Raw genomic sequence first — 26,916 nt, 5'->3', positions numbered from 1 at the left:
AAATATTTATCAATTTGACATTTTTATGCCACAGCAAGTTGGTAGACTATAATACAAACAAAAAAATCAATAGATATACGGAAGGTTGGATCATTATGAAATGTTCTCGCATTATCAGTGCGTTCCTGATCCTAGTTCTATGCTTCTCAACGTGTTGGATTCCGTCAAAACAAGTCTCGGCCAGACGTCGAGCTCCAAAGCTCAATGTCACCAAGCTTAAGCTTGTCAAAACCGATGACTATAAAATTCGCGTCTACAATCTTTCCAAAAAAGAAAAAGCGTATTTTTCTACATCCAACTCTGATGTCGTCGCGATCACCAAAGTTGCCAAGAACACAAAGAAAGCATATATCAGCGCTAATGGCGTTGGATCAGCAACAATTAAAGTAAAAATCAAGAATCGAAGAAAAGTGACTATCAAGCGATTGAAAGTCAGAGTTAATGTAACGCCTACGGCCATAAGCCTCAAATTTGCGGAAACACCCGACACACTAAATGTTGGGGATGTATATAAATTAGTTACAATTGTTAAGCCAAGTATCTCAGACGAGGTGCCTCTCTATGGTAGCTCTGACTCAGATATTGCTACAATCAATTCAAAGGGGGTCATAACCTGCCTAAATGCAGGGGAAGTCACCATTATGGCGACACTGCTCCACGCGAAAAAGATCATAAGATTTAATTTGGAAGTCCGGTCCCAAGAAGATTAAAAAATGTAAAAATGGTTATTCCACCTAAATAATTTTTTCCTAATACTAAAAGCACCTTGGTTCGTCTAAGGTGCTTGTTTTCTTAAGTTGTACATACTTTTTCTCCAATTGTAGAACAACTTTTTCGGACCATTTACACCATTTTTTGCGCTTTTTGATTTGACAAGCACAATATTCTGTGGTATACTAACATTGTATTTCTACATATCGTGGTTATATTAAGTAAGGTAAGAAGCGCATCAAACCTATCTTACGCGATAGGAGAAAGGTCGGATCAATTATGCTTAAGACAAATGTAGGACAAGTTCGCTCTACTATTTCAAAGCACATTGGAAGTAAAGTTATTGTAAGGTGTAACTTAGGTCGACACAAGGTCGATGTCACTGAAGGTGTAATAACAGACACTTATCCAAGTATCTTTTTGGTAAAGGTTGACGACAATTCCGATAAGAACCATATAGTGTCTTACAGTTACACAGATCTTTTGACAGAGGACGTTAAGATGACTCTGGCAAAAGCTTAATTAATTAGGTTATAAGTTTATAACACAACTACTATATTTTACTTTTCTCATGAAGATAAAAGCTGTCACATACGTGGCAGCTTTTATCCTTTTAATTTTAAAGAGAAATATTAACAAACTTCTACAAAATCATATTTAATTATCTTTTTTAAGCTCATTGATTACATCGAATATTTTAGAGGCAACCTCTCGCTTGGACATACATGGAAGTTCTACAATCCCATCTTTCTTCACAATTGTCACCACATTGGTATCGCCGGCGAATCCGGCTCCCTTGACATTAAGGTTGTTCGCCACAACCAAGTCGACATTCTTTCCAACCAATTTTTTCTGGGAGTTCTCTATGAGATTCTCCGTCTCCATGGAAAATCCACACAAAATCTGCCCAGGCTTTTTATTCTCACCCAAATACTTTAAGATGTCTTTAGTTCGCATCAATTCGATGCTCATCTCACCATCTGACTTCTTTATCTTGTGATCTGAAGTTGATTTCGGTGTATAATCAGCCACCGCTGCAGCTTTCACAATTATATCCATATCGTCCGAAATCTCAGTTACTCTGTCAAACATATCTTCCGCTGTAACAACGTCAACTCTCTTAACTCCCGTCGGACACCTCAGATTTGTCGGTGCACTCACGAGGGTCACCTCCGCACCTCTGTCTCTCGCCACTTTGGCAATTGCATATCCCATCTTCCCAGTGGAATGATTGGTAATTACCCTTACAGGATCTACAGGTTCTCTCGTTCCTCCAGCTGTAACAAGAACTCTCTTCCCAAGCAGGTCTTTCTCGGAAACCGAAGCACTGATAATATGGTCAATCAGCTCTTCCTCATCCGGGAGTTTTCCTTTGCCCACATCCTCGCAGGCAAGAAGTCCGGTAGCCGGCTCTATAATCTCTATTCCATGGTTCTTCAACCGCTGAATATTTTCCTGGACAATCGGATTCTCATACATGGCAGTATTCATCGCAGGTGCCACTAAAATCTTCCCCTTACATGCCATTAAGGTAGTTGACAACATGTCATCCGCAATTCCACAGGCCATCTTTCCTATTATATTGGCCGATGCAGGCGCAACGAGAACCACATCCGCTTTCTTTGCAAGGGATATGTGCTCAACGTCGAACTTATAGTTTCTATCGAAAGTATCCACAACGCATCTGTTATGAGTCAGTGTCTCAAATGTCATGGGAGTGATAAACTCCGTTGCATTTTTTGTCATGATAACATCCACATTGCAATTCATCTTCTTGAGCGCACTGGCAACTCCTGCCATCTTGTACGCCGCAATACTGCCGGTAATTCCCAGCAAAACGTTAACGCCTTCAAGCATATCTTACCCTCCAGATATTGGAATCCTATCTGATTTCTCCGTGCTTTTCATAGTTTGTTGCTCTGACTATCTTGTTATCATCATCTACAAAGACAACTTTTGGAGCATGATCCGCCGCTTCCTCAGCTGTCATCTGACAATATGCCATTAAAATAATATGATCCCCAACTTGCACTTGTCTAGCCGCAGCACCGTTGAGACAAATCATCCCGGAGCCTCTCTCGCCCTCTATAGTATAAGTCTCGAATCTGTTGCCATTTTCCACATCAACAATCTGTACCTTCTCGTACTCAAGAATTCCCGCAGCTTCCATGAGTTCCGGATCCACAGTAATACTTCCGACATAATTTAACTCAGCCTGAACTACTGTGGCGCGGTGAATCTTACCTTTTAACATTGTTACAATCATAACATCCTCCAAACTTCACAATTTATCATTCTTCATTGACGATAATCTCGCGATGCTCTATTAGTGTCGAGAATACTATAAGTGTCTTGGTCCTACCGTAACTTTGCAATTCTCCGATAAATTGATCCAAATCATTAGTGCTTTTAAACATTACCTCCAACAACATGGAATAATCCCCAGTTACACAATTGCACTCCACAACATTGACCCTCTCGTTTATAAATGCATAGAAATCCTTTTTATCTTTGGGATCCACTTCAAGATTGATAAAGGACTTTATGTGATATCCAAGCAACTGCGGATTTAGTGTCGCATGAAATCCAGTAATATATCCCTCTTCTATCAAGTGATTGATTCTGGCAGAAACCGCAGGCGCAGTAAGAAAAACTTCTTGCGCAATATCCTTAACAGGAGTTCTGGCATCGACCTGCAACATCTGTAATATCTTTTTATCTATAGCGTCAAGCTGATCATTTTTCATATGGAATCATCATCTCCGTATCTATATGCAACATACCATTTTGGCATCATTTATATGCAACAAACTTAAGTATATCATTTTTTTTTGGATTCGTCTAGCCTTTTCCCTTGACAATGTGGTATAATTATTTTATACTAACGCTACAACCACAAAGTGGCGACTTAGCATTTGCAGAATTCTTGATCAGAGATTAGAATACGATCAAGCTTGAGAAAAGGGAAGTGATTCAATGAAAATAGAAAGAATAAGCGATAATCAGATAAGATGTATTTTGAGCAGTCACGATCTCCAGGAGAGAGAGTTACAGATAGGTGAGTTGGCATATGGTTCTGAAAAAGCAAAGGAGTTTTTTAGAGAACTAATGGAAAAGGCAAATCTGGATTTGGGATTTGAAGTGGGGGATATTCCCCTTGTTATAGAGGCAATTCCCACATCCCCTGATTCTATAATCCTTTTGGTCACAAGAGTTGATGATGAGGAGGAGTTCGAAGAGAAGTTCTCTAACCTTCAGAAGATAGCCTCAGATTATGTCAACGAATCAACTGATGAAGATACAATTGACGAGATGGTTGAAGAAGATGGTACCAGTTTGCAAGATCTCGAAGAAAGCAACTCACCAGAAGATTCAAACAAGAATCTTCCGGCCAAGGTGGGCGATGACAGCGAATTCGTCCCTCTACACGAGTTGATGGCAACGGGCGAAGCTCGCTCATATGGCAACCGAAGAATCAAACGCAAATCTGCCACAAGCTATCTCTTCTCATTCAAGTCGCTCAACAACTCCATCAAAGCTGCCAACGCCGTCAAGTATATCTACGACGGGCAAAACAGCTTGTGGAAAGACGAGGATGCCGGAATATTTTTCATCCTCATGTCTTCAAAGCACAATGAATGCAAGACTCCTTTGGTTGAAGTTGCCAATGTGGTAGCAGAATTTGCCACTCGCGAAAATCAGACTTATGCCACCGAGGAGTATCTCAACGAGCACTTCACGTTGCTCATAAAGGACAATGCAATTCAATATCTATCTATGTTATGATACACTGAACATACCACGGATCTTGGTTCAACCAGGATCCGTTTTTTTAATGTAAAATATTCCGATGGTACAAACAACCTGAAACCCGCGCAAACGCCCTGTTTTACGCATATACAACACTTGATACCTCCCGTTATTAGTGGTATAATAACATTATAGATGCTATAGTTGAGAAAAGGAGGGTAGCGTATATATAGGTTTGGTTGAGTTCAAGCCGGGGGAGCAGAAGTTATACATTTCTATTCTAATGAAAATGTTAATTCTTGCAGATTTCATTTTTCGAGATTTAAGAAGTTTTATCGCATGTCCGTGAATAAAACTGGCCCTTGTCAGGCTTTATATTGACAATAACTAACGATTATCGCATCTTGTGTGAGACGAGGTTTTACATCACAGACGTGTACGTCCTTTTGTCAATCACAAAATGTTAGCTTCGCTCTTAACGTGGATCCAGATTGCATAATAATTATAGAAGAATTAGTCCACAGAACATATTTCAGAGTTAAAAGTAAAAAAGCCATGTAAGTAACCGCTTTTGCTTACATGGCTTTATTTTTATAATTATCTATTATGCCTCAGCTGACTTCTTCTCAATGTAATCATTAATGTTAGAAATCATCTCATCACAATCAATTCCATGAACCATGGCCGCTTCCTCCAAGCTCTCTCCCTGAGAAGCCGGACAACCAACACAATGCATACCTGATGCCATAAGTACCGCTGCAATAGTAGGGTCAATCTTCAAAACGTCACCAATAATCATATCCTTTGTTATCATTAGATATTTCCTCCTTTCGATCTTCCAAGCTCCCACCTCGAATACGGTTTCGAACTTGTGATATGTACGATTATATATGTATTTCTGAAAAATGTCAATAGTGACATTGCAATCATTGATATTAGCTCCACAATGTGATACAATTATTCTGTGTGAAAGGAGGCAGGCCCCGCACTCATCGGGTGCCACACCGAAATATGAAGATAAATATTTATTATGGTGGACGTGGACTTATCGACGACACGACTATTTTTGTAATCGACAAAATCACAGAAGTTCTCGAAGAGCTTCGGGTTAAGGTTGAGAGATATAATTTGTATGAGGAAAAAAGCAGCATCTCCATGCTGCCCAAAACGTTGAAGGACGCAGACGGGGTCATTCTCGCAGCTTCTGTGGAATGGCTTGGAATCGGCGGAAATCTCCTTCAGTTTTTAGACGCTTGCTGGCTCTACGGCGACAAGGAGTGCATAAGTCGCATGCACATGATGCCGATAGTCACAGCGACATCCTATGGAGAGCTGGAAGCAGAACAAACTCTCATAAAAGCATGGCAGATGCTCGGTGGTATTCCTAGCCGAGGAATCAGCGCCTACGTTGAAAACCACGTAGATTTCGTGAGCTCACCTGAGTACGCACTTATGATAGAAAAATGTGCTGAAGATTTTTACCGATCCATCTCACAAAAGATGGTTGCATTTCCTAACAGCAGCTCTAGCATTAAGAAAACACTTCTTCGCAGCAGCACACTGTCCTTAACTCCTCAGGAAAGCGAACAGTTATCTGCTTATGTTTCCAATGACAGCTATGTCAAAACTCAGAAAAAAGACATAGAAGACTTGGCAAGTTTCTACAAGGGCAAGATTGAAACTGACGATGAAGGGGACACGAGAACTTATATCGATGACCTAGAGGAGATTTTCGTTCCTATGTACGACCTCAAGGCAGTCTTCCAAATCGACATAGCCGATGAGGGCAAGAGCTTGACCATAGAAGTTGACAATACCAATCTAAACTGCTTTTTCGACAAAGCAACTAATCCGGATGTGACTGCAAGGGTAAACAGCAGAGTATTTAAGAGCATTCTCGCTGGAGACATGCCTTTCCAGAACGCATTTATGAGTGGAAAATTATCTGCTCAAGGTGACTTCAATGTACTTAGAAAATTCGATACAGTGTTCCGAGGTGGGACACATAAAGCATACTAGGAGGTAAAATATGGATAATTGTATATTTTGTAAAATTCTCAAGGGCGAGATCCCTTCAACAAGCGTATATGAAGATGATGACTTTAGAGCAATCCTTGACGTAAGCCCGGCATCAACCGGCCACGTTATCATATTGCCAAAAAAGCATGCAGCCAACATCTTTGAACTAGATGACGAGATTGCAGGCAAGATTATGCCGGTTGCCAAGAAAATCGCTGCTGCACTAAAAAAGACATATAACTGCGACGGAATCAACATTCTCCAAAACAATGGAGAAGCTGCAGGGCAGACTGTTTTTCATCTCCATGTTCATGTTATCCCAAGATTTAACGGAGACACAATCAACATCAAGTGGACTCCAGGCGAGATGCCTGACATGGAAAAAGTTGCCAATGAAATCAAGGCAAATCTCTAATATAGAAAATATTCTTAAAGATAGGAGCTCATGTCAATGAAAAAGATAATTTTAACCGGTGGTGGCACTGCCGGTCATGTCACCCCAAATATAGCATTAATCCCGGAACTAAAAAGAAGGGGATATAAGATTTACTACATCGGATCCAAGGAGGGCATCGAACGAAAGCTCATCAACGAAATCCCTGATGTTGAGTACTTCGGCATTTCATCGGGAAAACTCCGCCGATACTTCGATGTCAAGAATTTTACCGATACAGGAAGAGTACTAAAAGGCTACAGCGAAGCCAAAAAGATAATTAAGGAGATCAACCCAGCCGTTATATTCTCAAAGGGCGGATTCGTCACAGTTCCAGTTTGTTTGGCAGCCAAGAAATACAAGGTTCCTTGTGTTCTCCATGAGTCAGATATCTCACCCGGACTTGCAAACAAGATTTGCATTCCATCTGCCACAGCAATTTGCGCCAATTTCCCTGAAACTATTCAGCATTTGCCGGAGAGCAAGGCTCACCTCACAGGCTCACCTATTCGAAAAGAGCTATTTGAGGGCGACAAGTCTAAGGGACTGGAATTCTGCGGTTTCACAGATGACAAACCGGTTCTCCTCGTAATTGGAGGAAGTCTTGGCTCCGTCAGTGTAAATAATGCCATCAGAAATTCACTGGATAAACTTTTGGAAAAATACCAGATAATCCATCTTTGCGGAAAAGAGAAACTCGACACAGAGCTAGAGGGCACAAAGGGATATCGACAGTTTGAGTACATTCAGAAGGAACTCTGCGACCTTTTGAAAGCTGCAGATATCGTTGTCTCCAGAGCCGGAGCCAATGCAATCTGTGAACTTTTGGCACTTCACAAGCCAAACGTTCTCATCCCACTTCCGCTTAAGTCAAGCCGTGGCGACCAGATTCTCAATGCGGAATCTTTTGAGAAACAGGGCTTCAGCAAAGTTGTAAGGGAAGAAGAACTCACCAGTGCATCTCTCCTCGCAGCAATCGAAGAAGTATTTACAAACAAAGATCAATATATCAAGACAATGGAAGACAGCAATCAATTGGATGCTGTAACCAAAATCGCTGACATTATTGATTCTGTTTATTAAAACTCCCACCATGGGTGAAAAAAAACTACCAAATCTCTTTGGTAGTTTTTTTAATCTTCTTTAAAAAATTATCGCACTCTCCGATAATCACTCTCTTAGTTCTCGATTGCACCTACTGGACATCCAGCAGCACAAGCGCCACAATCCAAGCATGCATCTGCATTGATCTCATAATGTGCATCGCCTTCTGAAATAGCTCCAGCTGGACAATCAGCTGCACATGATCCACAACTAATGCAACTATCTGTAATTACATATGCCATTTTCCAGTCCTCCTTTTTTTGAATTATGAATAAATTATAACACATGATAAATTTTATTTCAAGTGCAAATTTGAATTTCTTTATATTTCATAACCTACCTATTTATGGGGTTTTTAGGGGTTTAAATACGTCAAACTTTGATTAGTTTTAGCTAACAAATGTTCTATTTTATCTTTGATGCTACCAGTAGCTCAGCAAAACCAACAACAAATATCACAATACCAATTCTAATATATTCAATCTGATTGCTCACCTCTCCTCTTGCATAAGGGGAAATTGCAAAGAAAAAAATAATCAATAGGGCTATCATAACACTTACCATCTGTCTATTATTTATCAGCTGCTCATCTTTTTTTGCTATTTCTCTCTTATCCTCCATATTTTTTTCGTCAACATCTGTGGCATTCTCCTCTACTAATCTAGCATTTTCTATTTCTACTTTTCCCTTATCCTGAAGATATTCCTTCTCTCCTCTAAGAACTGCCTCAACATCACTCGGATTAAAAGGTGATGCAGATAATGTCCGATGAACTGAATACAAGAATAAGAGCAGCTCTCTCTCTTCTTTCCCGAGGCTTTCAATAATTCTCTCAACAATCTTACAAAATCCTCTTATAACCGGACGATCATATTCCTCGAGGTAAAGAACTTTTATCTCATCTGTTCCAAACTCAACAAATATATTGTCGATTTCATATATTAGATTATCTGGATCTAATACATATTCCTCGCATCTTAGAATTCGCTCCCACAGTTCATCTAGGACATGCCTCACGCGCTCTAAATCGGTCTTTTCACCAATATAGTCTATAAGGGGTCTACATCCATCAAGTTCATATATTTGAACATCTCTTCCATCCAGTTTGCTTATCTCCGGGGATACTATTCCCCCCATATCATTATTCTTTATCATATTATATCCAAAGAAGTTATTCACATCTCCGTTGTGGACCGCAATCCTTCTTTTGCCTCGAACCTCGACAATTTCGATATCCACTTTGTTTCATCACCTCTGCTTGATGTTATCCACAATACTCTTATCCCACATAAGCTCACACCTACGATCTTTGGGACAGAAGTAGCTATTCTGTTTCTGTTCCTTCCCAAATCCAAAAAAGTTCGAAAATGGAAAAGTAACTTCAAATCTATATATAAGATTCTCGCTCCAGTATACTACCTTGTCTGTGATGTCAACTTTCTCCACTTTGGAGATAATCAGGGATCTATTCAACCATCTAACTGCCCTATTCTCATAAGAATCAACATCATTTAATGACTTCTCTTGAGAAACCACTTCCAGCACTGACTCTCCATATGAATCAATCACAGCCATATCATGAGTGTAAAATCCGCCATAAATAATCAAAAATATAATACAGATAATCATTGGCAAAACCAGAGACATCTCAACCGTAAAACTTCCCTGCATCTTCACATCGAACCCAAAACCTTCCATATACACACCGCCCCATAACTAATACAAACAAAAGGAATAAATGCTATTCTATACCGCCTTGATCTAGCTCTGAAAATAACAATCAAAATTCCGACACACGCAGATCCCAAGAGGGCCATTAAAAACATTATCATGTTTTCCAAGAGATTAAGCGACAATCCACACATTATTATGATTACCGCATCTCCAATCCCAATCTGTCTCCTAGATATGATGCTGAGAACCAGAACACCAAACCCGACCAAGACTCCAAGCAAGCTAGTTGCGGATTCTTGATTCAAAACCACTATTACAACAATCCTACTAATCAAAATCACTAGGGCAAACAGCCCAGCAATTTCCATATTTATTTTCTTATATCTAATATCATATAGAGCTGCATAAACTAAATACAACCACATAACAGACATTCCAAATATAGTTAACAATTATACGCCTCCTATGTTTTACCTATTTCCACATTTTGAACACGGAATTCGATCACCTACATCTGAGAGCTTGATTCTCTCAATAGATCTGCTAATCTTACTGCATCCCCTTGCACAATGATATCTGTTGCCATAATTGCATATAAAGATATGATCTTTTGAAGCCAACGCCCTACTCTTGCAACAAGCTTCACAGGGATAGTACTTTGCCCCTCCAATGCTGCGAACAAAACTCAAATCAGCAAAACTGATTTCACTCAGCTTGGGCGTGATATAGCTACATCCCAAATCCCTGTGAAACACCCTTCCTGTCTTAGTAACATAGACCATTTCACTGGAATCTTCTTCGTTTTGTCTTGTCTTTACACCTATAAAAGATCTTGTCCTTATTTTATTGGAGTATACAAAGACCTTATTGTTATATAGGGGAAATGGAATCCGCATAGAGTCTCTCACTTCAAGGTCAAGAACACCTGTCTCATCATCATAATTAGAAAAAAGCGCCTTTGTCATTCGGAAAGAATCATAGTAATATTTATTAAACAATAATTGAAAGATGAGCTGCGACTGATTCTTCTTGTCCTCCTTTAAAGCATACTCGATTGACATTTCGCGTCCCGTCTTAGTCAATGCCCATTGGACGCATTCATTTCGTGTGAGCATAACATTAAAATATACTATACTGCACAGCGAAAAGACCAGGATTGGCACAATCAGTGCCGCCTCCACTGTAATCGAGCCTTCATTCCATCTGATTCTCATTGCGGTCCCTCCTTTGTTCCCCCTTCAAAGGGTACTTAGATTTTTAGAATGGATAAATCTCCATTACTTGGTGTTTCTCTTGTATATATTTAAGTACCCTTTAAAGAAGTAACAATACCTACTTTACATAACTCACCCCTATATGCTTTTTTATAGAATAAAACTTCAACTTGCTATCAATCACATTCCTCACACCTGGCAATCTGATAAATTTTGTTTCATAGGAAAATATTCCATCCACATCAAATGCATCCGCACATATTGACAGATTAAAATCTTTTACCTCATTCTTTCGAATATTTTGCTCCATAACATCCATCATTCTGTGTAGTGTCCTAGTTTGACCATTCATCAGCATAAGCATTGACAAGTATTGAGAATAATCTACAACTACACTAGCGGCATTTCCTCCCTTTGATTGAACAAATTGTCTGGCTTTATTATTTATCATTGCCCTTGATACTGTAAATAACTCCGGAAATGTTACCTTTATATCATTCTCTCTCTTTATTAATGGAACACTTCTACCTTGAAGGATTGCACATACATCAACCATCCCCTCAACCATGCCCCAAAGGGCAAGGAGAGTAAACTGCGTTGCAATCACAAGGGGTTCTATTCCAGTAAAACCCACTATTGCAAGAGCAGCTGTATGAGCTGTTTCCCTTTTTGCTGAAGATGCTATCAAAGCACTGGTGTTAACCGCTGTTCGAATCAGAAGAATCTTCCCAACAACCTCCTCCAGATTTGCTTTATCCGACTTCTCTCCGGCAACCAGATACTCCATCTCATAATCTAATGCAGTTTTCTCCTTGGTGTGGTCTTTCCTCTTTACTGTTTTCTTACCAGCAAAGCAAGAAAAATACTTATTAATATAATTAAGAAGATACAAACTCTCCGCGCCATCATTTAAACTCTCTCCTACTCTCTCACTGAGGTCAGTGTCCTTCTCTTCCAGAAAGTCTTCTATCCTATCTGTAGCCCTTTGCTGACTATGTAAGATCTGACTCTGTCCTACATATAAGTCGTGATACCTGTCTGCTTCCTCAGTTTTTTTCTTGGAAACATCTTCTCCCTCCGGAAGAACAAGCTTTAGCAATCCTTTGTCGGTTGCCTCTTTTACATTCTCCATAGGATTATCCATCTGTTCTTCTCCTCTCTCGGGCAACAAGTCAGAGTTATATCTTTTCCACAATTCCTTCAGTCTCCCTCTCACGGATTTGATATATTCAGTATTTTTTTCTAGGTCTCCCGCCGTCTCCATACTACCAAGAATATCTCTTGTTTCATTTATGACCGACAAATTGACCTCCACTATTTTCTTATAACTCCCCTTGCGAAGTTTTTTGCATCCTTCACTGGCTTTTTCAAGCCTTTTCCCAAAATCTCTTCGCACTCTCACTAAATGTATCTTTTCTATGTACTTATCAATATCACTGATTATTACCTCTTTTACAGCCCTCTCATAATCCTTGACAAGTTTTTTGTTCTCCTCCACCTCTGAATTGAGATTATCCAAATCTTCTTCACTTCTTATCAGCTCCTCCTTTTTCCCGGCTATCTTCGTCAAAAAACTCTCGACAAGCTTTCTCTTCGACAGCTCAGATATCTGATGCATCAGTGATTCGCAGTCATTATTACCTATATATCTTTTATTTGTGACACTTACGTCTGTCAATATTCCAGAACAATATGGCAACAATATCAAAGGAGAGATTTCACGCTGCCCCATTGCAGGGGCAGCATACTCAGCTATGCTTCTCTCGAAGCTCTTGCCGCAGTCCTCTATAAAGAACAAATTATATCTATCATAAAGCGGACGGCTATACTCAGTAAGCAATGAATCCGCCGAAGACACAAGTGTTCTATATGAGTGAATCTCACACATTTTCGTTCTGGTAATCTCTAACACTGTGCCGATAAGTGCCACAATTATTAGCAAAACTAGCGAAAATAAAACTGTCACACTCCCATCATTCCTATCATAATGCATTTTATTCTCCTATAATCGTTTTTGAGTCGTCGTTAAAATGCTTGAAAGCATCATTGACTACTTTTGTTATTCTATCCTTGAAAATCAGGACGAGTGCAACTAAAACTACCAGTATTAGTATTATCTCAACCACACCTATTCCATCTTCCTCAGATAAGAAAGCTGAAAAATCATCTATCAACATACTCAAACAACCTCCTCAAAAATCATATATCAGTGTTTATATATAATCATATATCACATAGTCAAAAAAGCAGGAATCATTATAATTGCCATTACAATTCCAAGCATTAATACACAAGGAAGTAAGAGTTTAGTGCTCGCTCGCTCACCTCTTGCCTTAGCATTCTCCTTGCGAATCTCCATGGAATTTCTCACTTCTTCATCTAACATCTCCGTCACGTTATCTGATCCCTTCTTGATACATTGGGACAATATCGACGCAAATCTCATATAACTCACCAACCTGCATCGCTTGCCAAATTTCTCTATGGCTCTCCCCTCGGAAATACCATTACTAATCTCTGAATTGACAATAAGTAATTCTTCATATAGATATCTCTTATTTCCTCCTTTCTCCTTGCGTTCACGATATTCCATACACAAGCGCTCCACTGCCCCCCTCACAGTTAGCCCTGCGCCTAGAAATATACTCATCTTGTTTACAAATGTCGGATAGTCAAGAATCAACTGATTCTCCCTCTCCTCTACTCTCTCCCTTTGCTTTTTGTACCAAATCACCGGACAAAGAATCAATATCACTAACGACAGAGCAAATAGAGAATAATCCGTCTCAGGTTTATCATTAAAGTATCTAACGTCTCTCCCGGATACTTCTTTTGGGAGCACCGCAACTTTGTTACCTCTCTGACTTTCGACTGAACTCTCTATCTCATCGCGCATTTCATAAAGAATTTCATCTTTTCTCTGATTTCCATCTGAGCTTCCAGTTTCTGTGCCATGAGTCTCCGTCCTGGGCTCAATTGTCATATGATCCGACACAACCTCCCCATCCATATTAAACGAGAAGTTAAACCCTATACTCTCATCCGTTTCCAAAACAACGCTGTTTTCCCCGTCCACAAAGTCAAAGTACTTTGTCTGCGCCTTACAATAAATAAAGGCGATCACAACAACAAATAAAAGTATTCCGATTGTCTTTACTCGCTTCACCCATATTTCCGTTAGAATATCCTCGTATTGTTGCTTGGGATAAAGCAATTCAACTGCCGACTTTGTCCTATTATCGCGCATCAGGAGTTTTTTTAGTCTTGTATTCTCGATTCCATATCTTATAAATTTATCTAGTATATCTCTCATTCCATTCCTCCGATCACCTTACCACTCAATAGTCATAATCCTTCGCGCAGCGAAAACCCCCAACCCATATAAAACAAGACAGACAGTCATCATCACCACGCCCGCCAAATTATGATACATCGGATCCAGGTAACCGGGAGAAAAAACTCTCATATAAACAATCATAGACATCGGTATAATGCTCATTATATTAGCCTCCATCTTCTTGCCAGAAATCATTGTCTCTATTTCCCGTCTAGATTCTTGTCTCTCGGCAATATTCCCACTAGTTCCACGGATAATCTTTACCAAGTTTCCACCTGTTCTCTTAGCAATCCCCACGACGTCACAGAACATCCTTATGTCCTCAACATTGCTTCTATCCGAAAACTCTTGCAAAACCTGTTCAATCGGAACATTGTACTCGACTCTGTTCACTATATAATCCATCTCCCTGATTATAAGAGCATCATCATCATACATAAGAGATAGTGACTCTCTCGCGCTTGCGAAGGAATTCTCTAGAGAATATCCGGCCACCAATGCAGCAACAACAGCATCCAAAGCATCTCTAAACTGGATGTCTAGTTCCCACTTTCTCTTGTCTATAAGTCTTGATTTATTCTTGTTCATCAGGAATAAACTCAGTGGAACTGAAGCTATCACACATACCGCTATACTGTTATAGAATAGATATAGTATCCCAAATACAGCTAAGTAAAACCCACTGAAAAAACATATTTTCTCTTTTGTCGTATATTTGTATTCATCATAATTAATAATTTTTTATTCCACTCCTTAAAAATTTTTCTCTGTTTATTATATTATTATCTGTTCTCTGAAGCCTGCCAAGAATCTTACCATTCTTCTCGCCCTCTTCCTCGAAAGAATATATTGTATTAAGCAATACCCGTCCGTCTACGACAGCTCCTACCTCACTTATGTCGAGAACTTTTCGTGATTTGTCCCTCAGACGTCCAAGATGTATGATATAGTCAATGGCAGAACTTATCTGCTGCCTCACTGCGGCTATCGGTATATCCATTCCCATGAGAACCAAGGTTTCCATACGACTGATCATGTCCGCTGGGCTATTGGCATGTCCGGTAGACAAAGAGCCATCATGTCCTGTATTCATTGCAGCCAACATATCAATAGCCGTGGCATCCCTAATCTCACCAACTACAATCCTATCCGGGCGCATGCGCAAGGCACTCTTGATCAAGTCTCTGATGGAAATCGCATTATCCCCCTCTACATTGGCATTTCTCGCCTCCAATCTGACAATATTGGGTATATTTCTAATCTGTAATTCCGCAGAATCCTCGATAGTTATTATCCTTTCATCCTCAGGGATATAATTAGATAATATATTTAAAAAAGTTGTCTTGCCTGCGCCTGTTCCACCGGATATAAATATATTGTGTTTTGATCTAACCAGCGCACACAGAAATTCTGCTGCCTCCTCAGTGATGGCACCTATATCCATCAATTTGTTCATAGTCATAGGTTCTTTGGGAAACTTTCTGATTGTTATCACCGGTCCATCTATTGCTATTGGATCGAGTACAATGTTAATTCTTGAGCCATCTCCAAGCCTGACATCCAGAATCGGATTGGATTCATTGACAATTCTATTTCCCCCAGAGGCAATCTGTTGAACAATATCAGCCAACCTCTCCCTCGACTCAAACTTGAGATTTGTCTGACTAATTACACCCGCTCGCTCGATAAATATATCATCCTTTCCATTCACCATAACTTCAGTTACTTCATCATCCTCCAGAAGTTCCTGCAGAACATCCAGCTTTCGCATAGAATTGAGCAATAGATTAATCAATAATCTTTTCTTCTTATATCTAATCTGCCGCCCTGCATGGTCCTCATATATACAATCAGCAATCAGCAAACGCAGTTCGCTGTTATCTAGCTCTTCCACTGAGATTCTTGATAACACCTTGTCTCGAACTCTTGCTTGAATCTCCTTTAATTCGTCGTCCACCATCATCCCCCCTGCTATTCCATATATTTATTGCTTCATGTCTCATGGAGTCCGTTATATCTATCTCAACTTCTCTATTCATCTCCATACAACTGTATTGTCTGGCAAATCTATCCATCACTCGTCGCTCAATAGCAGATGTATATCTCTTACCTACCACATAATCTGAACTCCTCAAAACCTCTTTTATCCAAGGATAGTAATTTCCGAATTCAAAAATGATATACTGATATATATCCTGATTTCTGAGTCTATCCACAAATAACTTTATCTCATCCTCGCCGTAATCCATATAATCTTCACTGACCAATGCCTGCCTAACAATATGAACTCCTGCCATCACTTCCTTTTGTTCAGCAAGCCTGGATTCAAACACATCGTCATCACTGCACATGACCAACCGTGAAAAATCCCATTCCTGAGATTCAGACATATCATCACAATACAAAGAAACATCGGAGCCGGGCACCAGTAGAACTTTTCCTTTCTCAGCACAACCTGTCGATATCACTATACCTAGCGTAGTGGCGTCATACGGAGCCATACCCGGCATCACAGATAGCATGCAACATCCTTCCTTGTCATCAAGCTCCCAAGGATAGGACGCCTCTCCACTACCCGAATCAAACACCTCAGCATCCTCAACCTCCTCTAATATTTGCCTTGCAATATCAGATAACTTTTGATACTTAAAAATGTTCCGCACCGATGAATCTCCCTGTTCTCCATTTCTCTCAGAGAGATAGATGACTCTCTCTCCCTCCAGAGCCTTAAGCCACATCTCATCATCCGTTATCCAAACTCCCGGCTTATCTATATCCTTGACATCCGGGATGTTTGTAAATATGTCTACCTTACATCTGTCATCAGATAGAATCTTGATTTGATGTGCCAGGCCTTCTGAAAAGCCTGGCACTCTTGTGAGCAGAAAAAGGTAATTAAAACTTCTCATAAGCAAAATCCTCAGGGAACTACATATCTCACAAGCAGAGCCCCCAGTAGCATAAATCGGCTACTGATATACACAATGCAAAGGGCACTGCAGATGTAGTTCCGTCCCTCTCAATATCATAATATCTCTCAATTCTTTTGGTTTGAATCACATCACCTATATACCGAACAAGCCTATAAAATCGCAAGAACAATTGTCCGCGCCAAATCAGCTTAGCTGCTCCAAAAACAGCTCCCAAAATCATCGATAATAAAAATATCTTACTCCCGGCTTCAATTCTATAATTACAGAATATTACCGACAATAACTTGATATCACCCGCACCAAATACTCGAATCTTGAACAATAGAAACATCGCCAATATGGGAATTACACTGACTCCTAACGAATACAACATTGAAGCAATACCGCCGCACATGTACCACCTTCCAACACCAATAACAAATCCAATAAAAATCGCAATATTGGAAACTCTATACTTGGACAGATCCCAGATCGATACATACAACAATACCATCAACAATGCAATGTCAAAAATCCATGCAATATCCTCAAAAAATACCATTCCTACCTCCCTCTTCGAAATTGATATGTGCATTCTACATTATTTTTTTTATTCCGTCAAATGTCGTTTATACCGAATAATCTACCGTTTGAACACATTTTCATAACATTCAATCGGATAAAATGCAGTTTAATCAAAAAAATAGTATTTATATTCGAAAAACTAACCATTCGTGCGAGAAAAACATCGCTCCTCCCCAATATTCCGATTATTTTTTTGTAATAAGCAAAACTAATCATTGATGATAAAACATAGATAATTTTCAACTCATCACCCCTGTGATACCATTATTTAAACAAACAAACAAACGAGGAGATGATTTATAATGGCATTTAGACAGAAGATACTTGATTATGTGAAAAGCGGAGAGACTAACAAGGAGAACCTGGGATTGGAGATTGAGCACTTTATCATCAATTCCGATGGAGAGCAAATCCCATTTGATGTAGTTACCGCCTTAATAGAAAATGTGGCAAATAAGCTCGGTGCAGATATTCACTATATAGATGGCTTCCCATCCGGATATTTCACAGACGAATACTGCGTTACTCTCGAGCCTTCATGCCAGTTTGAAATCAGTATTAATCCGTATTCCGACATTCCCAAAATAGAAAAGATTTATGCTGATTTTATCTCAACATGGGAACCACTCTTTTCAGAAAAAGGCTACAATATCTTAGCTAAGGGCGTACTCCCTTCTGTAGAATATGAAAAAATTACGCCGGATGATATTCCTTTATCTCCCAAAAAGAGATACAAATATATGGATGAATATTTCAGAAAGAGCGGTCATTATGGAAAATATATGATGCGTGCTTCAGCATCTACCCAGGTTTCCGTGGATTATAAGTCCGAGCAAGATCTAGTTAAAAAGCTTCAAGTATTACAAAAGATATCACCTATCCTGTCAATTATGATGGAAAATAAGAGTGATGAATCAACCACGCTCCCGGGTGCAAAAGACAAACCACATCTTCTGAGAATACAGGAGTGGGATGATTTGGATCCATCAAGAACCGGCTTTTATCCAGACTCACTAGGTTCTGATTTTGGCTATGAAAAAATAGCCGACGTCATTTACAAAACACCCCTAATCCTTCTCACTGATAAGGGCGAGACAACCGGTGTTGGTGATAATAGTGCTGAAAAACTCGAAGCAGCGGGAACCATATCCATCGACGACAATGACAAGACAAGAAATAATCAACTTGTAGAACATTTTATGTCTATGGGCTTTTTCCACTTTAGGATTAAAAAGTACATTGAAATACGCGTTGCAGACAGTGTTCCAATCAAGAAAGCACTTGGATATACAGCTCTTCTAAAAGGACTTGTTTATTCGGATTTCAATCTGAATTTACTTGACAAGGAGCTGGCTTGCGTAGATAGTTTATGTAAAATTCAGAGCGTCATCGAGAAAATCGAAAAAGCGGGAAAAGATGCAATTATTTATAATAAAAAAACAGCCTCAGAGTGGGCTGCAAAACTTGTTGATTTAGCACGAGACGTTCTACCAGAGAACGAAAAGGAGTATCTAAAGTATGTGTGAACTTTTTGGTGTGACATCCAGCAGAAAGCTCCATCTCAACGAGCTTCTGGAAGTCTTTTTTAGCCACAGTGAAGAGCATAGAAATGGGTGGGGACTGGCCTTTCTCGAAGATGCCAGTGTTATTAAAGCACCTATCATGGCTCTCAAAAGTTTGTGGCTGAAAAATCGCCTGCAGCATAATATCGAATCCAAAAGCTGTATCGCCCACATCAGAAGAGCCACCATCGGTGATGAATCATCAGACAACACCCATCCATTTACAGGGCATGATGAATCCGGCAGACTTTGGGTTCTCGCTCACAATGGGACTATTTTTGAGTCTGATATTATCGATAAATATCAGTATACACAAACAGGAACCACTGACAGCGAGAGGATTTTGCTGCATATAATAGATGAGATAAATAAAATATTCCGACAGACCGGAAAAGCCCCGGACTCAGAGACTCGCATTGAATTAATTGAGCGAATTACTCGGAACATTTCTCCTGGAAATAAGGTGAATTTCATCCTGTATGATGGGGAACTATTCTATGTACATAAAAATGAAGCCAAAACGCTCTACAAGCGACAAGATGACGATGCAGTTCTATTCTCCACTCATCCACTTTTGGATGGAGATTGGGAGGAAGTTGCTCAAAACCAGCTGTTGGTTTACAAAGAAGGCCAGATAATTTATGCTGGTCAACCACATGAAAATACATATGTCCATGATGAAAGTAAGATGAAATTACTTTATTTTTCTTATTCCGGACTTTAATAATATGCGTTTCCACAGAAAAAAGGCCCCAGCATCTCGCTGGGGCCATCGTCACTACATTACTCACTTACGCCTTGTACCCTCTAGTTTTGTTGACATCGATGTCAACCATCTCATTAAGGCTTGACCTTCCGTATGTCATGCCTGCATAAATTGCTTCAGTATTGCCCATGACTGGACCCGTGTTATCTTCATGAGCAACTTCCCTAAATCCAACTAGGAGTCCGCTAATAACTTTCGCCGCATTGTCGAATCTAGATGAATCCCTAGTAGCTATTCCCTGGCAGATTTCGCGGTAGGAAAAAATGTATAGCTGACGCAAGTAATGAGATATTTCAATTGAAAAATCCAAGCTTCCCATCAGCTCTGTAATCAGGCCCCTGGCCCGATTTAACTCACTGCGGCATTTCTCCATATTCTCCTCTTGAAGACACTTTTTTCCGTCTTCCAAGCTGTCAAGAATCGCCTCCATCATGATTACAACTAATTCACTTTTATTAGCTTGCGACACTCTCGTCGCGTACTCTTGCAATTTATCCTTTTCCAAATTTGTCACCCCTCGTAGTGTAGTTTCGATAATCCATACTTTTTCTAGAGCTTCGTGCCATTTTCATATATATTTAATTATCCCTGCAACAACTGCATTACAGTTTGTGGTCGATTATTGGCTTGCGACAACATCGACGTTCCCGCCTGGGATAATACATTTAGCTGTGTATAATTTGTCATTTCTTCTGCCATGTCCATATCCTCTATTCTCGAGCATGATTCTGTGAGATTCAAGGATGTTGCGTCAAGACTCGATGTGGCAGAATCCAATCGATTTTGATATGCTCCAAGCTTTGCTCGAATTGATGATACTCTTTGAATTGCTTGATCAAATAGTGTAATTGCATTTGTTGCGCCCTTTGATGAACAAACATTGCATTTATCAACATTCAAAGCCTTACTTGATGATGATGGAATTGACAATGCCATGGTCTGACCTTCGTTTGCTCCAATCTGCAGAGAAATATATCCCGCATCGAGCACTGAGATGTTAGCCTCACTTCCAGCTTCTGCTCCGGTCACATCAAATACCATGAGGAATCCGCTTCGATCTGTAACTTCAACTCTAGCTCCGTCTGAGTATACTGTCGCCGTATTTGAAAATCCAGAAGCAGTATCAAGCTCCACTTTAGCGTCTATTCCCTGAACCGTAGACGCTCCACTTATGCCAAGTTTAGCGGCAATAATATCATCACTTGCCTTAAGCTCGATTTGCTGTGACGATCCTGCAACTTTCGCCTCAAACTCGAGCCCTGAACTTGCACCTAGAGGTGCCTCCACCCCGGCACCATCTACAGGCCTTACATCAATATCCATTTTCTCCCCTATATCACGAATCCTTTTGTATACGTCTTCAAGGCTATCCCCAGCCTTTATCTCTATAGATTGACCATTGAGCATCACGCTTCCGTCATCAGTAAAAGTATCAGAAGTTCCCATTCCAAGTGCTCCTGTGGTAAGCTTAGTCTTAGATGCCGCCTCGGTCACTGTGAGTGAATATGTCTTCTTCGGAACATCGTCACTGATTTCCAAAGTACGCACCCTGATATTATCAGATGATGTCTGTCTGCAACAAGAACCATCGAGGATAGATTTGGTATTAAACTCCGTGCTGGAAGACAATCTGTCTATCTCCGCCAAAAGCTGTGAAATCTCAGTCTGGATTGCATCTCTGTCCTCAAGAGTATTCGTATCATTTGCCGCCTGCACCGATAACTCACGACATCTCTGCAGAATATTTTCTATCTCTGTAAGAGCACCCTCGGCTGTCTGGATAAATGATATTCCGTCCGATCCATTTCTTGCAGCCCTCTGCAATCCACGTATCTGCGCATGCATTTTCTGAGAAATCGCCATTCCCGCAGCATCGTCAGCCGCCTTATTAATTCTATATCCGGATGACAAACGCTCCAAGCTGGCTGTAAGGTTATCCGATGTTTTATTTAGACTTCTGCTCGCCATAAGAGCAGCTACATTCGTGCTTATCTTCATAACTCATTCCTCCATTGTCCGAACATTTTATAAGAAAAATGTTCCGCTGCTGATCATGCTGTTAACAAAACACTTTGCAACCTGGTAAAGTGCCTTATTACTTGCATTTCCATCATATAAGTCTCCGCTGAGAAATGAACGTCTCTGCCCTATGGCAAAGTCAACACGCTCCATCGTAAAACCATTCATCTCCAAATCCTTTTTGAATTCAGCTAAAACCTCATTTTTCCAACTTTCCTCTATCCTGTCTCCCGTCACAAAACCTGAAACCCTATTCTCACTGACTTTAAGCGTAGCCTTAAGATTAATTCCCTCGTCCACTCTATAGTCAATTTCCGCTACACCTTTTTTATCGGCAGATTTACCTTGGAACGTTATACTCATAGATGCAATTCCTTGATTATTTACAATAGGAATCTCATATCTTTGATAGGAGCGCATCTGACGATAGAAGGAAACTGTGGAAGCCATAAGTGCCAAATCCCTTACGCTTTCATATGTTGGTTCCTCCATGGTTTCTTGCTCCCTTGCAATTCGATCAATCATATTATTCTCAAATTCATCCATCGCCATATTTAATTCTTCTGGCGAATCAAGTTTATCTAGAATATCTGGATTCTCCTCGCCCTCTAGAAGTTTTTTCATTGTCTTCCCACTTCCATTCTTCAGATAATCTTTCATTATCTCGATATTTGAAAGTGTCTTTTCTATGCCGACTTCCTCTAAATTGGCAAGAATCTCGTCCTCAACTGCAGTAGCCATCTGCCTCACTTCTGTCGCTTTAGCAGAATAATAAGCTTCTTCCTCTGCAATTGCTTCCGGATTAAATTTACAATCCTCCAGAACATCCTCTAGATTGTCATCCATCACGCTTTCTCTTTTTTTCAAAACTGCAGGTGACAAGTCCTCCTTCAAATCTCTGACTACGCGACCGGCAAAAGCCGCACTTATCTGAACATCTATCTTTTCCGTGGCGGTCTTGCCTGCAACAATTCCGCCAAAATCATCATCTATCTCCGCATCAATTCCCTTTGCCTTATCCGAGCGAATCGCTGAGAGAAGTGATGAAAATGACAATACTCTTCCATCATTAATAACCTTTCCTATTACCGCTCCATCGCTCTTATCTACTTTATCCAAAAGCCTATAAATACCGATCATACTCTTTCTCTCTTCAGGAGAAATTTCACCTGAATGATCGAGTTTCCAGAGGTACTTCGGAAATGACACATCCTCAGGAGTCACCTCTGCTTCTATCTCATTAATAGCACCCAATAATCTCTCAAGACTGTACTCTAGCGGGTTAATCTGCCTTTTAATAAGCTCAGCAACCATATTAGGTTTAAGTTTGTCTACTACTGTAGTTACTAGCTGATCATACTCCTTCATCTGCTGAACATTTTCACTTGTAATCTCTAATCTATTATATCCGAGTATCCTTGCAGCTCTCTGATTTGCCGCTGTTGGTTCCATATCTATCTCTTCAAGCAACCCATCTACGGAGCCAAATGCCTTCTTAATAGAATCCCCAAGATCCGGTCTGACTTCTGTTCCAACTTTTTCATAGATGTCAAAGTCCGCAACACTACCAACTTTTTCACCTTGCTCAATCACTTCCATAAGTCCTATTTCAGGTATATTATACGTCATTCCAAGGGCAGCGGCCGGTTGGTTCTTTACAAGTCCCCTTGCATTCATGGTACCAATGTAAATCTCAACATTTTCTTCCGTATTCTCTACGCCGACCACGTCAAATGCCTTTGCCGCCGCTTGTTGTTCCATATTTCTTAGTTCTTCCACAACAGCTTCGATGTTAGTAATATCAACGTGAATACCCTTATTTTCCATATTTCTCACAGACTCCACAGTCATAGCAAGCCTTGTCTCTTGGAGCTTTCTCTGAGCTATTATCTCCGCTGCCTCTCCTCTAGAAATATGTGTAAGGTCTGCCTGTTCCGGCAACACTCCATCTATAACTTCATCTTCTATTCTATCCCTTATAACCTCCTCTGGAAGGTCTTTTAGCTCACCGAGTGCGATGTATTTTTCTGCAGTTTCTTCTGTAACCGGTACGTTATTCTCATAGAGCCACTTTGCTGCCTCCATATCCATATCGGAATATTTATCTGAGATTGAATTCATGACATCAGAAAAATCATTGCCATAACGTGGCATAGAATTCGCATTGGACACCGCAACTGCACTTTGAATCGATGTAGGATTAATTGGCAAATCATTGTCCAGAAAATACTGAATTGCCGACTCTGTAAGCCCCTTCACATTGAATGCCATCCTCGATGCAGCCTCTATTCTCTCTTCCATCTCGGAAAAATGTTCCGACACCTCCCGCTGTCGCTCCACCTGACGCTCCAGCGCCTCTTCTCTGTCAGCACGCTCCGCTTTAATCCTCTCTATTTCTCCTTCGAGTTCTCCGGGTTCATAATCTTCTATTTTTTTTCCGTTAGCTTCGATTTCTCCTGCTATTTCTCCGTCTATACTTTCTCTAATAAAATCAGCAGGGTTAAACTTAACTCCCTTCATCTCCATCTCAAAAAGGCGGTCTTTATCACCAGCCGCCTCTGCATTTTCATTATATACTGTGCTCTTTCCCATATCCTTTTGTACCGCACTGTCCTTAGTGTATCTTATTCCCTCTCCGGAAACGCTACCATCCTTGGCAACTTGAACTGGTATCCCTGTACCGTCGCTCTGACTTGTACTCTTGTAGTCAATGGAAAGCTTGTTAGCATCTATTATCATAGCTTTCACTCACTTTCATTGTATAATCACTGTTCACATCCCATCTGAAAACTATATCGGAGGAAAATGCCACTTAGTTTAGTGAGAAAAGAGCACCCGTATTCACGAGTGCTCTCTATAAAATATTTCAATATCTATTATGCAAGTTTGTAATACATTAGGTCGTTAGCTTTGAACCATTTTTTGTATTCATCCTTCGCCTTACTAGGCACAATATACGTTATATTCTCGATAAGTGCTGATGTACCCTCAGGCAAATCTGAGATTACAGGTGGAACTTCACCTTCAAATTCTATCTCTTTGACATTCATACAAAAATCAGCCCAATCTCCCTTAAGCACTTTTACAGAACTTGGAATAACTAGTCTCTTAAACCCGCTATTCCCCTGCTGATTATTAGCAGTCATTGCATATGAATTGATTTCCTTCACCTCGGAAGAAACTGTTAACTTTCCTTTTTTCAGAATTCCAGCTACAAGTGTATTGTCATCTTTTCTGTACAAGCAATCTCTATCCATAGAAAATGTTCCGCTGTTCTTTGCCAACTCAATCTCGGAAAGCTTCGACGCAGCAATAGCATTTTTTTCAATTGTTTCCACAGATTCGGGAATATAGAGGCTCATCGCCTTACTATCTATCATACAGTCTTCTCCCAAAACAGAAATTCCGTCTGGAACTACTACTCTTTTAAGCGCAGGAACTACCATAAATAGCTTATTATCTGCTTTAGTTATAACTAAACCATCTTCAGCTTTAAAATTGGGATTATCCTCTGATATTGAAATTTCACTTAAGCCTTCACATCCCGCGAATGTCCTTGGTGAAAATGTTTTGACATTTTTAGACATAGAAACTTTTGATAGCTTCTTACATCCATATAATACATAATCACCTATTTTTTCAAGATTTCCAGGGAAACTGACTTCCTCCAAACTTTCCATTCCACTAAACGCATACCAATCTATCTCGATAATACTTTCAGGAATACTCAGTTTTTTAATGTTTTTTATTTCTTCCGTTACACCAGAAGCACCATGAGCTTCCTCAACCGTCTCTCCAAAAATATTCTTGCCAAACTCTTCTTTTTTCTTGGTTATGCTACCAAGCCTTGTAGGAATTAGTTTGTCTATCTTTTTAGGAATAACCAATTGATCTAGATTTGATGAGCCAGTAGTATTATCAATGCCACAGATCCAGCAATGCTTTCCATCTTCTGATTTCTTGTAGTGGTATTCAATTCCATTATCCGTATACTTTTCTTCATTTTTGCTCCAATTATCATTAGGAGCCGCTGAAACATCTTGCGTTTCTACTTCTGGATGTTCAACTAATCGTGAAACGTCCGTCTTATCCTTGCCACATGCGAGCAATGCAAATATAGATATAAGTGCAACAACCATAGAATATATTTTCATATTCGAATCCTCCAAATACTACTTTCGTCTTCCTCCACTTCAAGAGGAATTTTTACAATATACAAGTTATTGTTTTTATCACATACTAGATTAACTCTATATTTTGAATTGTCATTATATATATTATCTAATTTGAAACTAGAAAACTGTTTTTTATCGTAGTCAATACATCCAAGGATATTTCCCTGTAATATATATATTTTATCATCGTTTGCGCAAGAATAAAAGCTTTCATTGGCATTAAACTCTTTCCAAACATCACATATCTCATCCATGAATATAGATGTCGATTTATTGGTTTGATCATCATGCACAACTAAAGATTTTTCTCGGTTATATATCTTAAAGCGACATAATTCTCTTGTTATTTTCTTTTCATTTTTCTTTATTATCTTATCTCCCTTGATTACTCTATAGTGATCTTCATTATTTTCATCATCTCTATAGTACAAGGCAATATCTCCATCATGCTCTATCGCGATATCATCCATGAAACCGAGCCCCTTAATATGCGCCTCAATCTTATCTTGCTTCAAATTTTTTGAAGGTGCAACAAATTTGAAACCTTTTATTGCATTACTATGAGCATTATGTTCTATACTTACTATATAGCTAGATTTGTCTTCTCGTACTAACAAAAACATATCATCTCTATTATCAACAAATATACTCTTCT

29 protein-coding genes are annotated in these 26,916 nt (G+C 39.8%); 8 read left to right on the top strand and 21 right to left on the bottom strand.

Annotation, left to right across the window (positions count from 1 at the left end; genetic code table 11):
* Window positions 1-95: 95 nt before the first annotated feature.
* Entirely contained in the window at window positions 96-710 is a 615-nt protein-coding gene (locus L877_RS0100145; RefSeq protein WP_026834354.1) for an Ig-like domain-containing protein, read from the top strand.
* A 280-nt stretch (window positions 711-990) separates the two neighbouring features.
* Window positions 991-1,233: a Veg family protein gene (locus L877_RS0100140; RefSeq protein WP_026834353.1), complete on the top strand. Its 243-nt coding sequence runs from the start codon at window positions 991-993 to the stop codon at window positions 1,231-1,233.
* A 135-nt stretch (window positions 1,234-1,368) separates the two neighbouring features.
* Here the strand turns inward: L877_RS0100140 and coaBC are convergent, their stop codons facing one another.
* The 3 genes from coaBC to L877_RS0100125 are packed head-to-tail and all read right to left on the bottom strand — an operon-like array spanning window position 1,369 to window position 3,458.
* Entirely contained in the window at window positions 1,369-2,568 is a 1,200-nt protein-coding gene (coaBC, locus tag L877_RS0100135; protein ID WP_026834352.1) for a bifunctional phosphopantothenoylcysteine decarboxylase/phosphopantothenate--cysteine ligase CoaBC, read from the bottom strand.
* Between the two features lie 25 nt (window positions 2,569-2,593).
* A complete protein-coding gene (panD, locus tag L877_RS0100130; protein WP_026834351.1) occupies window positions 2,594-2,977 on the bottom strand; it encodes an aspartate 1-decarboxylase in 384 nt (127 codons plus the stop codon).
* A 25-nt stretch (window positions 2,978-3,002) separates the two neighbouring features.
* Complete coding sequence (locus tag L877_RS0100125) at window positions 3,003-3,458, bottom strand: Lrp/AsnC family transcriptional regulator (protein WP_026834350.1); 456 nt, start codon at window positions 3,456-3,458, stop codon at window positions 3,003-3,005.
* Window positions 3,459-3,687: 229 nt separating this feature from the next.
* On the opposite strand from L877_RS0100125, the gene L877_RS13220 reads away from it, so the two are divergent.
* Entirely contained in the window at window positions 3,688-4,497 is an 810-nt protein-coding gene (locus tag L877_RS13220) for an adaptor protein MecA (RefSeq protein ID WP_026834349.1), read from the top strand.
* 568 nt (window positions 4,498-5,065) lie between these two features.
* Here the strand turns inward: L877_RS13220 and L877_RS0100115 are convergent.
* Window positions 5,066-5,275 (bottom strand): DUF1858 domain-containing protein, encoded by a 210-nt coding sequence (locus tag L877_RS0100115; RefSeq protein WP_034784700.1) that lies wholly within the window; start codon window positions 5,273-5,275, stop codon window positions 5,066-5,068.
* Between the two features lie 197 nt (window positions 5,276-5,472).
* Here L877_RS0100115 and L877_RS0100110 point away from each other — a divergent pair, with 197 nt between their 5' ends.
* From L877_RS0100110 to L877_RS0100100, 3 genes are read left to right on the top strand one after another with little or no spacing between them, the layout of a single operon-like run.
* Window positions 5,473-6,480 (top strand): SCP2 sterol-binding domain-containing protein, encoded by a 1,008-nt coding sequence (locus L877_RS0100110; RefSeq protein WP_026834347.1) that lies wholly within the window; start codon window positions 5,473-5,475, stop codon window positions 6,478-6,480.
* Window positions 6,481-6,490: 10 nt separating this feature from the next.
* On the top strand, window positions 6,491-6,895 hold the full coding sequence (locus L877_RS0100105) for an HIT family protein (protein ID WP_026834346.1): 405 nt from the start codon (window positions 6,491-6,493) through the stop codon (window positions 6,893-6,895).
* Window positions 6,896-6,931: 36 nt separating this feature from the next.
* Window positions 6,932-7,996 carry an undecaprenyldiphospho-muramoylpentapeptide beta-N-acetylglucosaminyltransferase gene (locus L877_RS0100100; RefSeq protein ID WP_026834345.1) on the top strand — a complete coding sequence of 355 codons (1,065 nt, stop codon included), beginning with the start codon at window positions 6,932-6,934 and terminating at the stop codon, window positions 7,994-7,996.
* Between the two features lie 95 nt (window positions 7,997-8,091).
* Here the strand turns inward: L877_RS0100100 and L877_RS0100095 are convergent, their stop codons facing one another.
* The 12 genes from L877_RS0100095 to L877_RS0100040 all read right to left on the bottom strand — a co-directional run bounded on the left by L877_RS0100095 (window position 8,092) and on the right by L877_RS0100040 (window position 17,716).
* Entirely contained in the window at window positions 8,092-8,259 is a 168-nt protein-coding gene (locus L877_RS0100095; RefSeq protein WP_026834344.1) for a DUF362 domain-containing protein, read from the bottom strand.
* 163 nt (window positions 8,260-8,422) lie between these two features.
* Window positions 8,423-9,256 carry a DUF6382 domain-containing protein gene (locus tag L877_RS0100090; protein ID WP_026834343.1) on the bottom strand — a complete coding sequence of 278 codons (834 nt, stop codon included), beginning with the start codon at window positions 9,254-9,256 and terminating at the stop codon, window positions 8,423-8,425.
* Between the two features lie 9 nt (window positions 9,257-9,265).
* Window positions 9,266-9,715 (bottom strand): TadE/TadG family type IV pilus assembly protein, encoded by a 450-nt coding sequence (locus L877_RS0100085; protein WP_026834342.1) that lies wholly within the window; start codon window positions 9,713-9,715, stop codon window positions 9,266-9,268.
* Entirely contained in the window at window positions 9,691-10,143 is a 453-nt protein-coding gene (locus tag L877_RS0100080; protein ID WP_026834341.1) for a prepilin peptidase, read from the bottom strand. The genes L877_RS0100085 and L877_RS0100080 overlap by 25 nt, the downstream gene beginning before the upstream one ends.
* Window positions 10,144-10,161: 18 nt before the next feature.
* Window positions 10,162-10,905: a pilus assembly protein gene (locus L877_RS0100075; protein WP_026834340.1), complete on the bottom strand. Its 744-nt coding sequence runs from the start codon at window positions 10,903-10,905 to the stop codon at window positions 10,162-10,164.
* Between the two features lie 118 nt (window positions 10,906-11,023).
* Window positions 11,024-12,898, bottom strand: a complete 1,875-nt coding sequence (locus L877_RS0100070; protein WP_026834339.1) for a DUF5702 domain-containing protein — start codon at window positions 12,896-12,898, stop codon at window positions 11,024-11,026.
* A gap of 1 nt (window position 12,899) precedes the next feature.
* Complete coding sequence (locus L877_RS0100065; protein WP_207637204.1) at window positions 12,900-13,082, bottom strand: Flp1 family type IVb pilin; 183 nt, start codon at window positions 13,080-13,082, stop codon at window positions 12,900-12,902.
* A 53-nt stretch (window positions 13,083-13,135) separates the two neighbouring features.
* On the bottom strand, window positions 13,136-14,218 hold the full coding sequence (locus L877_RS13215) for a type II secretion system F family protein (protein WP_026834337.1): 1,083 nt from the start codon (window positions 14,216-14,218) through the stop codon (window positions 13,136-13,138).
* An 18-nt stretch (window positions 14,219-14,236) separates the two neighbouring features.
* On the bottom strand, window positions 14,237-14,863 hold the full coding sequence (locus L877_RS0100055) for a type II secretion system F family protein (RefSeq protein ID WP_207637203.1): 627 nt from the start codon (window positions 14,861-14,863) through the stop codon (window positions 14,237-14,239).
* Window positions 14,864-14,972: 109 nt separating this feature from the next.
* Window positions 14,973-16,205: a TadA family conjugal transfer-associated ATPase gene (locus L877_RS0100050; protein ID WP_479723592.1), complete on the bottom strand. Its 1,233-nt coding sequence runs from the start codon at window positions 16,203-16,205 to the stop codon at window positions 14,973-14,975.
* Window positions 16,120-17,151, bottom strand: a complete 1,032-nt coding sequence (locus L877_RS0100045; protein WP_026834334.1) for a hypothetical protein — start codon at window positions 17,149-17,151, stop codon at window positions 16,120-16,122. Before L877_RS0100045 ends, L877_RS0100050 begins: the two co-directional genes overlap by 86 nt.
* A 28-nt stretch (window positions 17,152-17,179) precedes the next feature.
* Window positions 17,180-17,716 carry an A24 family peptidase gene (locus L877_RS0100040; protein WP_026834333.1) on the bottom strand — a complete coding sequence of 179 codons (537 nt, stop codon included), beginning with the start codon at window positions 17,714-17,716 and terminating at the stop codon, window positions 17,180-17,182.
* A gap of 325 nt (window positions 17,717-18,041) precedes the next feature.
* Here L877_RS0100040 and L877_RS0100035 point away from each other — a divergent pair, with 325 nt between their 5' ends.
* Entirely contained in the window at window positions 18,042-19,265 is a 1,224-nt protein-coding gene (locus tag L877_RS0100035; RefSeq protein ID WP_026834332.1) for a glutamate-cysteine ligase family protein, read from the top strand.
* Window positions 19,258-20,025 (top strand): class II glutamine amidotransferase, encoded by a 768-nt coding sequence (locus L877_RS0100030; protein ID WP_026834331.1) that lies wholly within the window; start codon window positions 19,258-19,260, stop codon window positions 20,023-20,025. The genes L877_RS0100035 and L877_RS0100030 overlap by 8 nt, the downstream gene beginning before the upstream one ends.
* 67 nt (window positions 20,026-20,092) lie before the next feature.
* On the opposite strand, the gene fliS is transcribed toward L877_RS0100030, so the two are convergent.
* The 5 genes from fliS to L877_RS14175 form a co-directional block, all read right to left on the bottom strand.
* The gene (fliS, locus tag L877_RS0100025; RefSeq protein WP_026834330.1) at window positions 20,093-20,572 is read right to left on the bottom strand and encodes a flagellar export chaperone FliS; all 480 of its coding nucleotides are present in this window, start codon (window positions 20,570-20,572) and stop codon (window positions 20,093-20,095) included.
* A gap of 77 nt (window positions 20,573-20,649) precedes the next feature.
* Complete coding sequence (locus tag L877_RS14445; protein ID WP_026834329.1) at window positions 20,650-22,065, bottom strand: flagellin N-terminal helical domain-containing protein; 1,416 nt, start codon at window positions 22,063-22,065, stop codon at window positions 20,650-20,652.
* A gap of 27 nt (window positions 22,066-22,092) precedes the next feature.
* Window positions 22,093-24,825 carry a DUF6240 domain-containing protein gene (locus L877_RS0100015; RefSeq protein ID WP_026834328.1) on the bottom strand — a complete coding sequence of 911 codons (2,733 nt, stop codon included), beginning with the start codon at window positions 24,823-24,825 and terminating at the stop codon, window positions 22,093-22,095.
* 137 nt (window positions 24,826-24,962) lie between these two features.
* The gene (locus L877_RS0100010) at window positions 24,963-26,240 is read right to left on the bottom strand and encodes a leucine-rich repeat domain-containing protein (protein ID WP_026834327.1); all 1,278 of its coding nucleotides are present in this window, start codon (window positions 26,238-26,240) and stop codon (window positions 24,963-24,965) included.
* Window positions 26,237-26,916 (bottom strand): hypothetical protein (locus L877_RS14175; protein WP_034784693.1); only part of this gene is annotated, 680 nt, incomplete at its 5' end. The genes L877_RS14175 and L877_RS0100010, both read right to left, overlap by 4 nt.

This window comes from Eubacterium xylanophilum ATCC 35991, assembly GCF_000518685.1.
In the GTDB taxonomy this organism is placed as follows: Bacteria; Bacillota; Clostridia; order Lachnospirales; family Lachnospiraceae; genus Eubacterium_F; species Eubacterium_F xylanophilum.
The sequence above is the reverse complement of the archived record's forward strand: the minus strand, read 5'-3'. Positions and strand labels throughout refer to the sequence as shown.

What these genes read in the sequence shown, in the direction of transcription:
- L877_RS0100145 (WP_026834354.1), top strand. Translation starts at nt 96, where the DNA reads ATGAAATGTTCTCGCATTATCAGTGCGTTCCTGATCCTAGTTCTATGC.
- L877_RS0100140 (WP_026834353.1), top strand. Translation starts at nt 991, where the DNA reads ATGCTTAAGACAAATGTAGGACAAGTTCGCTCTACTATTTCAAAGCAC.
- coaBC (WP_026834352.1), bottom strand. Translation starts at nt 2,568, where the DNA reads ATGCTTGAAGGCGTTAACGTTTTGCTGGGAATTACCGGCAGTATTGCG.
- panD (WP_026834351.1), bottom strand. Translation starts at nt 2,977, where the DNA reads ATGATTGTAACAATGTTAAAAGGTAAGATTCACCGCGCCACAGTAGTT.
- L877_RS0100125 (WP_026834350.1), bottom strand. Translation starts at nt 3,458, where the DNA reads ATGAAAAATGATCAGCTTGACGCTATAGATAAAAAGATATTACAGATG.
- L877_RS13220 (WP_026834349.1), top strand. Translation starts at nt 3,688, where the DNA reads ATGAAAATAGAAAGAATAAGCGATAATCAGATAAGATGTATTTTGAGC.
- L877_RS0100115 (WP_034784700.1), bottom strand. Translation starts at nt 5,275, where the DNA reads ATGATAACAAAGGATATGATTATTGGTGACGTTTTGAAGATTGACCCT.
- L877_RS0100110 (WP_026834347.1), top strand. Translation starts at nt 5,473, where the DNA reads ATGAAGATAAATATTTATTATGGTGGACGTGGACTTATCGACGACACG.
- L877_RS0100105 (WP_026834346.1), top strand. Translation starts at nt 6,491, where the DNA reads ATGGATAATTGTATATTTTGTAAAATTCTCAAGGGCGAGATCCCTTCA.
- L877_RS0100100 (WP_026834345.1), top strand. Translation starts at nt 6,932, where the DNA reads ATGAAAAAGATAATTTTAACCGGTGGTGGCACTGCCGGTCATGTCACC.
- L877_RS0100095 (WP_026834344.1), bottom strand. Translation starts at nt 8,259, where the DNA reads ATGGCATATGTAATTACAGATAGTTGCATTAGTTGTGGATCATGTGCA.
- L877_RS0100085 (WP_026834342.1), bottom strand. Translation starts at nt 9,715, where the DNA reads ATGGAAGGTTTTGGGTTCGATGTGAAGATGCAGGGAAGTTTTACGGTT.
- L877_RS0100075 (WP_026834340.1), bottom strand. Translation starts at nt 10,905, where the DNA reads ATGAGAATCAGATGGAATGAAGGCTCGATTACAGTGGAGGCGGCACTG.
- L877_RS0100070 (WP_026834339.1), bottom strand. Translation starts at nt 12,898, where the DNA reads ATGCATTATGATAGGAATGATGGGAGTGTGACAGTTTTATTTTCGCTA.
- L877_RS0100065 (WP_207637204.1), bottom strand. Translation starts at nt 13,082, where the DNA reads ATGTTGATAGATGATTTTTCAGCTTTCTTATCTGAGGAAGATGGAATA.
- L877_RS13215 (WP_026834337.1), bottom strand. Translation starts at nt 14,218, where the DNA reads ATGAGAGATATACTAGATAAATTTATAAGATATGGAATCGAGAATACA.
- L877_RS0100050 (WP_479723592.1), bottom strand. Translation starts at nt 16,205, where the DNA reads ATGATGGTGGACGACGAATTAAAGGAGATTCAAGCAAGAGTTCGAGAC.
- L877_RS0100045 (WP_026834334.1), bottom strand. Translation starts at nt 17,151, where the DNA reads ATGAGAAGTTTTAATTACCTTTTTCTGCTCACAAGAGTGCCAGGCTTT.
- L877_RS0100040 (WP_026834333.1), bottom strand. Translation starts at nt 17,716, where the DNA reads ATGGTATTTTTTGAGGATATTGCATGGATTTTTGACATTGCATTGTTG.
- L877_RS0100035 (WP_026834332.1), top strand. Translation starts at nt 18,042, where the DNA reads ATGGCATTTAGACAGAAGATACTTGATTATGTGAAAAGCGGAGAGACT.
- L877_RS0100030 (WP_026834331.1), top strand. Translation starts at nt 19,258, where the DNA reads ATGTGTGAACTTTTTGGTGTGACATCCAGCAGAAAGCTCCATCTCAAC.
- L877_RS14445 (WP_026834329.1), bottom strand. Translation starts at nt 22,065, where the DNA reads ATGAAGATAAGCACGAATGTAGCTGCTCTTATGGCGAGCAGAAGTCTA.
- L877_RS0100015 (WP_026834328.1), bottom strand. Translation starts at nt 24,825, where the DNA reads ATGATAATAGATGCTAACAAGCTTTCCATTGACTACAAGAGTACAAGT.
- L877_RS0100010 (WP_026834327.1), bottom strand. Translation starts at nt 26,240, where the DNA reads ATGAAAATATATTCTATGGTTGTTGCACTTATATCTATATTTGCATTG.